The 12507-nt window shown below is 36.8% G+C and carries 9 protein-coding genes; 5 read left to right on the top strand and 4 right to left on the bottom strand.

Going from position 1 to position 12507, the window contains the following annotated elements:
• Nucleotides 1–11: 11 nt before the first annotated feature.
• On the top strand, nucleotides 12–410 hold the full coding sequence (locus BWI92_RS25220) for a PleD family two-component system response regulator (RefSeq protein WP_141234927.1): 399 nt from the start codon (nucleotides 12–14) through the stop codon (nucleotides 408–410).
• A 100-nt stretch (nucleotides 411–510) separates the two neighbouring features.
• Here the strand turns inward: BWI92_RS25220 and BWI92_RS25215 are convergent, their stop codons facing one another.
• From BWI92_RS25215 to BWI92_RS25200, 4 genes are all read right to left on the bottom strand, one after another.
• A complete protein-coding gene (locus BWI92_RS25215) occupies nucleotides 511–2037 on the bottom strand; it encodes a VCBS repeat-containing protein (RefSeq protein WP_095168159.1) in 1527 nt (508 codons plus the stop codon).
• A gap of 163 nt (nucleotides 2038–2200) precedes the next feature.
• Complete coding sequence (locus BWI92_RS25210; RefSeq protein WP_095168157.1) at nucleotides 2201–2467, bottom strand: ferredoxin; 267 nt, start codon at nucleotides 2465–2467, stop codon at nucleotides 2201–2203.
• Between the two features lie 175 nt (nucleotides 2468–2642).
• Nucleotides 2643–3794, bottom strand: a complete 1152-nt coding sequence (locus BWI92_RS25205; RefSeq protein ID WP_095168155.1) for a PepSY domain-containing protein — start codon at nucleotides 3792–3794, stop codon at nucleotides 2643–2645.
• A 67-nt stretch (nucleotides 3795–3861) separates the two neighbouring features.
• Nucleotides 3862–6198, bottom strand: coding sequence for a TonB-dependent receptor (locus BWI92_RS25200; protein ID WP_095168153.1), 2337 nt, complete (start codon nucleotides 6196–6198; stop codon nucleotides 3862–3864).
• Between the two features lie 259 nt (nucleotides 6199–6457).
• Here BWI92_RS25200 and BWI92_RS25195 point away from each other — a divergent pair, with 259 nt between their 5' ends.
• From BWI92_RS25195 to BWI92_RS25180, 4 genes are all read left to right on the top strand, one after another.
• Complete coding sequence (locus BWI92_RS25195; protein WP_141234926.1) at nucleotides 6458–6673, top strand: hypothetical protein; 216 nt, start codon at nucleotides 6458–6460, stop codon at nucleotides 6671–6673.
• A gap of 32 nt (nucleotides 6674–6705) precedes the next feature.
• On the top strand, nucleotides 6706–7047 hold the full coding sequence (locus BWI92_RS25190; protein ID WP_095168149.1) for a DUF6686 family protein: 342 nt from the start codon (nucleotides 6706–6708) through the stop codon (nucleotides 7045–7047).
• A 452-nt stretch (nucleotides 7048–7499) separates the two neighbouring features.
• Nucleotides 7500–10676, top strand: coding sequence for a SusC/RagA family TonB-linked outer membrane protein (locus BWI92_RS25185; RefSeq protein WP_095168146.1), 3177 nt, complete (start codon nucleotides 7500–7502; stop codon nucleotides 10674–10676).
• A gap of 32 nt (nucleotides 10677–10708) precedes the next feature.
• Nucleotides 10709–12199 (top strand): RagB/SusD family nutrient uptake outer membrane protein, encoded by a 1491-nt coding sequence (locus tag BWI92_RS25180; RefSeq protein WP_095168144.1) that lies wholly within the window; start codon nucleotides 10709–10711, stop codon nucleotides 12197–12199.
• Nucleotides 12200–12507: the final 308 nt, after the last annotated feature.

Genomic DNA, 12507 nt, shown 5'->3' with positions numbered 1-12507 from the left:
CTGCCATTGTTATGAATTTAAAAAAGAAACTTCTAGTTGTAGATCAGTCCGATTCTACCAAAATTATCCTCGACCATTTTTTAGGAAAAGAATTTGACATTATCCAGAAAAGTAACGGCTACGAGGCCATTGATTTTTTAAACTCTGGTATTGACATTGATTTTCTTATTACTGAATTAAACCTCCCTCTTTTGAGTGGAAAAGAGTTAATCAAAAAGCTCCGAGAGAGTCACCTTTTTTCCAGTCTACCTATTCTATTATTAACAGCAAGTTCAGAAAGCAAAGACCGCATTGAATGTATGAACTTAGGAGCTGATAATTTTATAGAAAAACCTTTTAATCCATTTGAAATTCAAGCAAGAATTAATGCTGTATTGCGTTTGTGCAGACGTACAAACTATATTCAGTAGTCTTTGAAGAGGTCATTTGTGGGATTCTATTTAGCTTTCTGAATATATCCTTACTTTATGATTTTAGTGCAATAAAAACCGCAGAATCCCCAAGTGGCCTCTACAAATGAGTCTTATTTTTTGATTTTAGTACGTAAACACCAGTCCTTTTTTCAGAGGACGCATTGGATTGTCTATCCCTATCTTGAAGATTAAACGCCCCTAACACAAGGTCGATATCTCCGTCTTTATCCAAATCGCCACAATCCATTACCATCCATTTTTTATCAGAAATTCCCTCTATAAAATGCGGAGTAAAGCCTTTTCCTGTATTTTCAAAATATAAAAAACCTTCTGCAGGATTTTGTTTTTTATCTGGGAAAAACGAAATAGCTGCAATATCCATATCTCCATCACCGTCAAAATCTTGACTTAAGGCTTTAGAAGCTCCATGCATCGGGTAAAAATATTGACGCTTAAAATTCATCTTTCCATCATTCAGGTAAACATGTACGCCATGATATCGCTTTAAAGAAATGGAAGCATCGGCATTATCGCCATTGGTATACACAATATCTTGATAGCCATCTTTATTGATGTCAACTACATGAATAAAACTTGAGCCGTAAATAGGAGGAAAACGCAAGACACGCTTGGGCTCAAATTCTCCATTACCTCGATTTTCGAGCACCCAAATGCCTTCATCACCTTGAGTTTGTAAAACCACAATATCAGGTAATTTATCGCCATTTATATCGGTAATAGTGGCATTTCGGATACCTGCAAAATTCAAAATTTCTTTCTTCAATTTAAAGTTTTGATCATACCACGTCAATTTTCCTATATCGTTACCAAACTCACAAATCAGATAGTCTGGTGCACCATTAGCATCTAAATCTCCCATTGAGATTTCGACAGGACGACGAAGCTTTTCGACTAGCGTTTGAGAAGAACCCTTGGCGATACTCCATAGTTTTCCCAATGCTTGGTCATTGGGATCCATAATGCCCATACCAAGTGCCATCATATTATTAGGTGTTTTTACAACATCAGAAACAGGGCTCTCTGTGGGAACTTCGGAGATTTTTTGGAGTGTTTTATCCCATTTTTCCACCCGATTTCTACCACGATGAGCTACATAAAGAGCTTGTTCATTAGGTAAAATTTTCACCATTGTTACCAATGAAGGCTCGTTGTTGGTATTCTCTAAGGTTTGAATATCAAACAAATCAGAAAGTTGTGTGGCTTTGACTTTTGAAACTTGAGGAATAGGTTTTTCAGGAGCATTTTTTACATAAAAGTCTACTATCTTCTTCCAATCTTCGGGAGCCATAGCAGGTGCATCTGGATAGATATTTGCTACCGAAACCTCCATCATGTCTTCATAACTGATATTGGTGAGATATCCCATTTTATTTCCCATGCCAAGTCGTAAAGCCATTTTTGGCAAAATACCTTTAGCCCACCATTCTTTTTCCACTAAATTAGGAGATGGATAAGCGTGACAAGAAACGCAATGTTGTTGAGATAGTTGTTCGCCCGTCAAACCTGAGGGAACTAAATTTTGTTTGTTCGCTTTTGTTGAGTCACAAGAGACGTACAGAAGAGTATTAGCAATTAATAAGCTAAAAATAGATACTCGATTCATTACTGAAATTCATTTATGTGATGCGTGTAGACATCATTTTTGGATAATAGTTCAGTAATTTTATCATTTTCTGAAGGTAATAAAAGATTACCTTCATTTATTCGACCATACGGGCAAAACAATAGATAAATCGGAGAATCAAAAAAAGCACCTTGCGGGTGCTTTATTCTTTTTCTAAAATAAACTTTTTGAAAAGTGAATCGGCTTGCCATATCGTCACCTCAGACAACCATTGATTTTGCGGTTGAAAGCATACGATTGGAGCATGCTTACAGCGATCCGTACATTCAATTTTTACAATTTCAACCTCGTCTTTGAGTCCATGATCCTTGATAGACTCCTTAAAGAACTTTCGAAGCTCTTTATGTTTTCCGCACTTGCTACCATCGCAAATTAGAATAGTTTTTTCGGGAAATGTTACGTGAGACATAGTCTTTGGAGATTTTTGGTACAAGATAAAAAAAAACCTATCCAAAATAAACGGATAGGTTTCTGATAGCGAAATAAAGGTTTAGAGATCGACTTTCTAAATACTAATTGAAAAGTCTTTTTGACTCGAAAATCGCTGATTGCACTATACCAATTTTTCCGTCAGCCCAATTTGATTACTCAGTAATTAATGCGGTTTTATTTTTTTGTTTAGGTAAAATATCCTTCTTTTTGTTACGACGTCCCCACCAAATTAAAAATCCAGTGATTGGCAAACTTGCTGAAATAAGGCTTACTGAAAAAGCTAAAATTTTTCCAGCTATTCCCCAAATAGCGCCAACATGAATATCGTAATTCATTCTGAAAAGTTTATCCGAAGCCGTTGCATCTTTGAAACGACCATACAGATGCGAAACATTAAGCTCCTTCAATGTATATTGGTCAAAATATCGATAATCTGTAGTCCAAAAAGTTCCTTTTTGATGATTCACATTCACTGCAATCGATGCAGAATCTGATTCAGGAACATGGACTTCGATAGAGGCTGCCTGAGGTGTTTCCTTCAAGACTTTATGCCAAGCTTGGTCTATGGCAGCTTCTGAACTTGAGGAAGGAACTTTTCTGGAAAGTGGTTCGACAAATTCTAAAGATTTTTTTCCACCTATTCCAGCATAAACTCCTTTAGAAAACCACTGAAATCCCCAAACCAACCCAGTTATAACCAATACAACCACCACCCATGATGCATAAAAGCCTAAAACGTTGTGAAAATCATAGTTTTTACGACGCCATTGAGCATTCCATTTAACTGAAAATCGTTGCTTGGCTGCACCCTTATTTTTAGGCCACCAAAGAATAATGCCAGAAATAAGTAAGACAAAAAAGACCAAAGTTGCCGATGCCACAATCGGTTGTCCAACCGAAGGAGGCAACCACAAATAATAATGTCCATCTAATACCCATCTAAAAAAATCCTTTGACATATCTTTCACCTGTAACACCTTGCCTGTGTATGGGTCAAGATACACTAAGAAATAGTGATATGGCTCAAAATGATAAAATATAGCTTGGACTGACTGGTCGGGAGAGCCATACATAATGGCATGTAAATTTCTGGTAGGCAGAGTTTTAGTAGCTATCTCCTGTAATTGGGAAGGAGGTAACATTGCTGTTTTTTGGGGTGTAACAAATCGAAACTCCTCAGTTGCATTTTGTATTTCCTCCTGAAAAGCATACAAACAACCCGTAACACTGATGATAAAAACAATAATCCCAGATGCCAAACCCAAGAATAAATGAACTTTTCCGACAAGTTTTTTAAAATTCATTGATGAATAATTTTAGATGTACAATCAATAAAAGAGCATCCCTCCTATTGGAAGGATGCCTGAATAATTAGAATTTATATCCTACTGTCAAACGAGCATTTCGGAGTGCTTCTGTTTGATAATAATAAAAGCCTCCCCAGTTATAATACGCACCAGAATACAAATACGCATTAAGTAAATTATTGATATTCAAGGCAAAAGATAACTTATTAACTTGATAAGAAACAGCGCCATCCATTTTGAAATAATCTTTCAAAGGTTGTTTGGTGCCATCAAACACATACCAAGACGAACGACCATTTTGGTATTGCGCTCCTAAAGAAACGCCCCAGCCCTTCAATTTTCCGTTGGTAGCTTTGTATGACAACCACGCATTAGCAATATTTCTAGTTGAACCTGGCACATCGACACCTTCATTTATAGGATTGGTATCTTTAGTTACTTTTGCATTGGTGTAAGCATAATTTAAGGTTAGGTCGAGTCCATGAAGGATTTGTCCACGAAGGTCAAATTCAACACCCTTTGTTTGAGTTTGTCCCAATTGTACGGAGAAATTTGGGTTGGTAGGGTCAGCTGTAAGTACATTATTTTTGGTGATATTATACGCAGCTACTGAGGTAGTCCATAAGCCTCCCAGCCATTCTCTTTTCAAACCAATCTCTTTGTTATTTCCAGTAATAGGCTTGAAACTAACACCATTTTGACCAGCACCAGCTTGAGGGATAAATGCTTCATCGAATACTGCATAAGCAGAAGTATGCTTGTCGAGTGAGTAACTTAAACCTACTCGCGGAGTAAATTTATTCCCAACGGCTTCGCCAGCATACGGATTTCCATCAGTTGAAGAAGTAAAACGACCCGCCAAGGTCAATCTTAATTTATTTTCAATCAAATGAATTTCGTCTTGTACATAAAAAGCGTAGTATTTTTGGTAATAATGAGCCCCACGTTCTTTTAAACTTTTACTTCTGTCGTACACAGGATATACCGATTCGGGAGTAATACCGTATTGTGGATTGTAAATTGCCAATGGGGTAATGTCTTTTGCCGCCACAAAATCATGATAATAATCTTTATAACCAATGTCAGTTCCTCCTAATAGAAGATGTTTGACTGAGCCCGTTTTAAAATCTCCATTTACAAAAAACTGTCCTAATTTATTTTCACCCAATACATCCCAGATAGACATTTTGCGGTAAAGCGTATCGCCATCGGCAGAAATTCCAGAAGGCCACATTGACTGTCCTACCTGACTATAATTCATGTAAGCCACTTGTCCTGTAAACTTCCAATTAGGATTAAATGCATGAGCAAACGTCAAGAAAATCGTATTATCGTTAATATTGGTTGGATCCATATTTTTCTCGGCAGTCGTAAAACTCGCAGGTAAATCAGCAAAGCCTTTTTTCGAAAAAGAATAATTAGACCCAATCATCGACATTTGGTTGTATTGATAGGTATATTCAGCTGTCAATGATGTTTTTGGTGAAATTTGGTATTTGACAACTGGCGCCACCGACACACGATTATTGTGTTCAAACAAACGATGTGAGCCTTTCGACTGCCCCATTATATTAAGACGGTACAGTAATTTTCCATCGTTTGTCAATTTCCCATCCAAATCTAAGGTTGAACGATAGGTATTAAAACTACCAATTGTTCCAGTTACTTCACCACGAGTAAAACCTGTTGGTTTCTTGGTTACCACATTATAAAAACCCGCAGGTTCACCGTTAGCAAGCATAAATCCAGCAGGTCCTTTCACAAACTCAATACGCTCGACCATACTCATATCTTCGGCAAGCGGTCCCCATGCCATTTGCACGTTCATACCATTACGAAAAGCCGCAATTTGAGACCCACGCATATTCAAAAGTGCGTAGTTATCCCAGTGCTCAAGACGTGTAACTCCACTTACGTTGCGTGTTACACCTTCGAGCATATCAAAAATTTGTTGGTCTTGTAATAATTGTTTTGTAACAACCTGAATGTTTTGAGGTAATTCGAGCAAAGGGGTTTTTAATCTTAAAGATATTGAAGGATAATCTGTTACATATTTACTAGGGTTCGAGTTTACGACCACTTCCTGTAGCTCTTTGGCACTTTCAGGTAAAGTCAAGGTAATCTCCAATGTTTGTCCTGAGGTTAAACTTACTTTTTGTTGAACAGCCTCTAAGCCCACAAAACTAGCCTGAACTACATAGTTACCAGCTTTAATTCCTTGGATTTCGAAATTACCTGCATCATTTGTAATGACTCCTTTATTAGTACCACGTAAAATTACATTCACAAATTCCGCGGGTTTTCCTTCCTGTGTTTTAACCTGTCCTTTCAATATTGCGGTTTGTGCGATTGATAGCCATGAACACGTCAATAGCATCAATGTTAGATAAATGTTTTTCATTATAGAAAAATTTGAGGGTTGATAAAGTGGTTAGCGACCACTCATGATCCATATTCTAAAAGCCTCACATGAGGATTAACACATGTGGTTGTATCTGCTTTGATGAAACAAAATTACACCTTATTTAGACTAAGTACAAATAAATTTCCGTTTTTATTTGGAACAATTCTAAATAGATAGATATATTTGTATAGAATTCAGCATTAAAATCAATACAATTATCTATAAATCAAATCATTAACTTTAAAATAGTAAACCTATGAATATTCTAATGTTTAGAACCGATATACAATCGCCTATTGGCATACAATCGGTATGGGAGGCATTACAGCCACTCGGAATCAAATCATTTAGTATTGATTTTTCAGATTTCAACCATGCCCTTTCGGTAGTATCGGAAGAGTTGATAACGCCTCAAGCAATCAGTAAAGCCTTGAAAGGAATTGGGTATTACTGTGAATATCTTTCGAAGTAGATCTTGAAGTATAAACTCAAAACGTATATATCATGCGTCATTCAGAACATCAAACTCAGAGCATATTAGAAAAAGAAAATGCTTTTGTCAGTCACTGCACTTGTTGCAATCAATATAATCTCGCTTATAAGAATTTACTTTTTGCACTTTCTTTAGCCGAGCTTAAACAATTTAAAGCTGTTATGGAAGAAAAGATAGGCTTCTATGAATATCCAAGTTCTCATGGGAAGGAGTTGCTATTCAAAACGCCGCTACAGCACTTTTTTTTATTATTTTCCGAAGCCGAAATTCTTGAACTATGCGACCTGATAACCGAATCCTTATTGGTCATTGAGGCACGACTTATACTATCAAACTCAAAAATTGACGAATAAAACTATTGAAATTTAACAAGATACAAAATAGTAATATGTAGAAGTTAAATAAGACAAATCGAAGTTTAAAAAAGCCCTAGTCCAACAACTGTAGACCGTTGAACTAAGGCTTTTTTTATTTATTTAAACGTAGAAATATCATGATAAACAACACAAAACAGTATAATTCGAGTAGTAAAATTTAAGAATAAATACTCATAATCAATAAATTATATTAATTTTTTATAAAATTTTAGTAAAAAATACGCTAATTTTACCCCATAGCAATAAAATTTCTGTTTAACACATACAGACAGTTGTTTTATTTTGATGTTTATAAAAATCACCATAAATAATTTTTTCGATAAACCACAGCACCCTATTGAACTGCATTATTATTGGTACTTTTCTTAGATATCTTCCTTTGCTAATTATTGTATTTTCTTTATCTACTAACTAAAAACGCACAAAAAATGAATAATCGTTTACGAAATTTTCTCGTATTATTTCTGTTTGTGTTGACTTGTGGCTATGCCCAAGCTCAAACTACCGTGAAAGGGGTTGTTTCCTCGAAAGAAGATGGTACAGCTTTGCCTGGTGTTACAGTTGTACTAAAAGGTACTACTAAAGGTACTACCACCGATAAGGATGGTAAATTTAGTATCGCTGCAGCCGGAAATGGCACCTTAGTTATTTCTTCGGTAGGTTACACAAAACAAGAAATTTCTATCCAAAACCGTACAACTATCAATGTATCACTTGAAGGTGATGCACAAATGTTGAACGAGGTACTTATCGTTGGTTATGGTACTGTAAATAAATCTACTCACGTTGGTTCGTCGGCTCAAATTAGTAAAGACGTAATCGCTACTAAACCAGTAGCAAACGTAATGAACGCCCTAGTAGGTGCTGCTCCAGGGGTTCAGGCTACGTTGTCTGGTGGTGCTCCAGGTTCTGAACCTACCATTCGTGTAAGAGGTTTTGGTTCACTTTCTGCTTCAAACAACGCACTTTATGTTGTTGATGGTGTACCTTTCAACGGTAGTACGTCTACTTTGAACCCAGATGATATTGAGTCTATCTCAGTATTGAAAGATGCTGCAACAACCGCTATTTATGGTTCAAGAGGGGCAAATGGTGTAATCATGATTACTACCAAAAAAGGAAAAGAAGGTCGTAACAACTTCAATATTAGCGCTTCTGAAGGTGTAATTGCTAGAGGTTTACAAGAATATGAAACTGTAAGTGCTCAACAATACTATCCATTGATGTGGGAAGTATATCGTAATACATTGACTTATGGTTCATTAAAAGTACCACAGGATGTAGCTAGCAGTATAGCTTCTGGCTTGACAACTTCGTACGGAGGTAGAGCTTACACTGGTATTTACAATTTATTGGGAAGCTATAACCCATTCAACGTTTCGCCTACTCAAATCGTAGACGTAAACGGCCAATTGAACCCTAATGCTCAATTATTATATCCAGAAGATTTAAACTGGGCAAATGCAATGCAACAAGGTGGAAAAAGTAGAAAGAACTATACTATCAACTATGATGGTGGTACTAGTAAGTCAGACTACTTTGTATCATTAGGTTATACAAAAGAACAAGGTTATTTGTTAAAATCTGATTTCGAACGTTTTACTGGTCGTGTTAGTGTAAATACACAAGCTACCAAATGGTTGAAAACTGGTTTGAACTTGAATGGTACTTACAGTATGGCCAATGTTGATGCTGGTTCAGATGGTGGTACTTCGTTTATCAACCCATTCTATATCTCACGTTTCATGGCTCCAATTTATCCTGTTTACAAGCATGACCAAACAACAGGTGCTTATGTATTGGATGCAAATGGAAATAGAGTATATGACATGGGGGACTCTAGACCAAACTCTAGTGGTCGTCATACAATTTGGGAAAACGAATTAAATCAACGTAACCAAATCCGTGGTTTGATAGGTGCACGTACCTTTGCTACAATCACGATTTTACCATTTTTGAAAGCTACAACAAACTTGAGCTTTGATTTGCAAGATACACACTACCGTACTTACGATAACCCAACGATTGGGGATGGTGCTCCTGCAGGTCGCTCATACCACTACTTGTACCGTACTACCAACTATACTTGGAACCAATTGTTAGAATTTGATAAACAAATTGGTAAACATCATGTAAACGTTTTGGGTGGTCATGAGAACTTTACTTACAAATACAACTATTTGACAGGTTCTCGTTCAGGTATCATCGTAGATGGTATTACTGAATTGCCAAACTTTGCAACAGTATTAGGCGTTTCTTCTTACGAAGATAACTACACCATCGAAAGTTACTTTGCAAGAGCTAACTACGATTTCGATAAAAAATATATCTTGAATGCTTCTATTCGTCGCGATGGTAACTCTCGTTTCGCTCCTGGCGTACGTTGGGCTAACTTCTGGTCAGTTGGTGGAGCCTATAATATCGAAAGAGAAGATTTCTTTGATGTAAAATGGGTTGACTTATTGAAAGTAAGAGCATCTTATGGTGTAGTAGGTAATGATGGAGGTTTAGGTTATTATCCTTATCAAGCATTGTATACTTTAGGAAGAAATAACAATGCAGAACCAGGATTTACGCAAGCTTCTATCCCGAACCCTGATTTGACTTGGGAAACAGCAAACAACTTTGACTTAGGTGTTGATTTCAGCTTATTCAAAGGTAAATTGTCAGGTAGTCTTGAATATTTCAATCGTGAAACAGCAGGTTTGATCTTCAACGTACCTCTTCCTTTAGCTGCTGGTGGTACAACAGGTGGTGGTTTTACTATTCCTAAAAACATTGGTAACCTTTACAACAGAGGTTTTGAATTCCAATTAACAGGTGATATTATCAATACTGGTGATTTCAAATATTCTGCAACGCTTAACGCAACAACATTGAAGAACCAAATCACTAAGATGCCAGACAATCAACCTCTAATTATCTCTGGCTCAAAAGGATATAGTGTTGGTCACTCAATCTACGATTTCTACTTGCGTCAATTCTATGGTGTTGATTCTGAAACAGGTAATGCCTTGTACAAAACAAACATCTTGACTACTAATGGTAAAGTAATTGGTGCAGATACTGTTACAACTGTATTAGCAGAAGCAAATCAACGTTACAATGGTACTTCTTCTATTCCAGATGTATATGGTTCTATTAATAACAATTTCTCTTACAAAAACTTTACATTGAGCGTACAATTGACCTACCAATTAGGTGGTAAAGTGTATGACTCAGCGTATGGCTCTTTGATGCACGGTGGTACTTATGGTACAGCTATGCACGTAGATGCGTTGAGACGTTGGCAAAAAGCTGGTGATGTAACAGACGTTCCTCGTTTTGATAACGGAAACATCACAAACCAAACTGGTGGTAGTACAAGATACTTAACGGATGCCTCTTATTTAATGTTAAATAACGTAACCTTTACGTATAAAATCCCTTCAAACTGGTTGGCTAAAATTGGGGCTAAAAATGCAAGTGTCTATTTCTCAGGCGAAAACCTTGGCCTATTGTCAGCTAGAAAAGGTATGAACGTAACTGGTTCATTCAACGGTACAGTAGACAACACCTATAACTTCAACAGAGTTATGTCAATTGGTGCTCGTTTAGGTTTTTAATTAGAAAATCATCAATAAAAGAGAAAAAGCAAATGAAAAATATACTTAAAAAAGGCGTTCTAGGATTAATGACAGCATTGTCATTATCTGCGTGCGAATCGGATTATCTCGAAACAGCACCTACAGACCAAGTTGCTACAGTAGATGCTTTTAAAACAACTAAAAATGCTTGGGCAGCATTGAATGGTATTCACCGTTTGATGTACTCACAAATTTTTAGTGTACAAGCGCAAGGTGGTCAATCAGGTAACATGTTATATACCGACATTTTGGGTGAGGACTTAGTATTCCCTAACGTTTCAAACTCATGGTTGAGAAGTGAATACCAATGGATTAGTCACCGAACTGCTAACAGCTCGATTTGTTATTATAACTATACTTTCTATTATATGCTTATCAGTAACGCAAACATGATTATTGCGAATATTGATAAAGCAGAAGGTACTGATGCAGATAAAAATGCCATCAAAGCTGAAGCATTGACTTACCGTGGTTGGGCATATTTCCAAATGGTACAGTTATTTGGTGAGCGCTTTGTCGCTGGAGCTGCTAATAGTGGTTTAGGTGTTCCGTTGGTTCTTGAACCAAAAACTACTCCAACTCCTCGTGCTACTGTTGCTGAGGTTTATACTCAAATCAACAAAGACTTGACAGATGCTATTGCTTTGTTTTCAGGCTATACTCGTTTAGATAAGTCTCACTTCAATATCAATGTAGCTAAAGGTATTAAAGCTCGTGTTGCTCTTACTCAACAAGATTGGACTACTGCTGCTACATTAGCGAAAGAAGCCAGAACAGGGTTTACTTTGATGTCAAATACAGACTATTTGGGTGGTTTCAACAACTATTCAAATGGAGAATGGATGTGGGCTTCTAGAATTGTAGCAGATCAGACTAACTACTTCTATTCATTCTTCGCTTATATGTCGAACAACTATAGCTCAACGGCTATTCGTTCAACTCCAAAAGTGATGTTCTCGGCGTTGTATAATAAAATTACTGATACTGATATTCGTAAGAAATTGTGGGATCCGACAGGTAAAAACACCGTTGATTTCCCTCTTCCTGCTTCTAACTTCAACAGATTTGCATACCATCCAAAGAAATTTAGAGTCGCAGATGCAAGTTTAAGTATCGGGGATGTGCCATATATGCGTGCGGCCGAAATGTATTTGATTGAGGCTGAAGCTTTAGCTCGTTCAGGAAACAACGCTGCTGCTGCTGATGCTCTTTATCCTTTGGCAGTTAACCGTGATCCATCTTATGTAAAATCTACAAAGACTGGAGATGCGTTAATCGAAGAAATCATGACTCAGCGTCGTGTTGAACTTTGGGGTGAAGGTTTCCGTTTCTATGACTTAAAACGTACAAACGCAGCCTTAAACCGTAATGGTGGTAACCATAACGCTGCTTATACTAACGGTGTAATGGATGTACCTGCTGGTGATAAGAGATGGGTATTCTTGATTCCTCAAGACGAAATCAATAACACTAACGGTGTGGTTGTTCAAAACCCACAGTAATAGGATTTAGAGTAATAATAATGGCTGCTATTGACTTTGGTTAATAGCAGCCATTATTTTTTAACAAAAGATGGAATACCTCAACAATTAAATGTAAATTTTGGTGGATATTTGTACCGTACTAGTTTACTTATCCATACTTTATAAAGTTTTATGCTATATCAACACAAAAAAAGCCTTACTCAGATTAAGGTAATCAGTGATTCTGTATACAATCACGACATTCAAGGTTTTTGCGTAATGTTTACTCGATTCGAGGATACAACTGGAGAACTGTTCTTCATGGCAAAAGATGATTTTGATAGTCA

This window comes from Flectobacillus sp. BAB-3569 (genome assembly GCF_002270355.1).
GTDB classification, from domain to species: domain Bacteria; phylum Bacteroidota; class Bacteroidia; order Cytophagales; family Spirosomataceae; genus Flectobacillus; species Flectobacillus roseus.
This window is presented reverse-complemented; position numbering and strand designations above follow the sequence as displayed.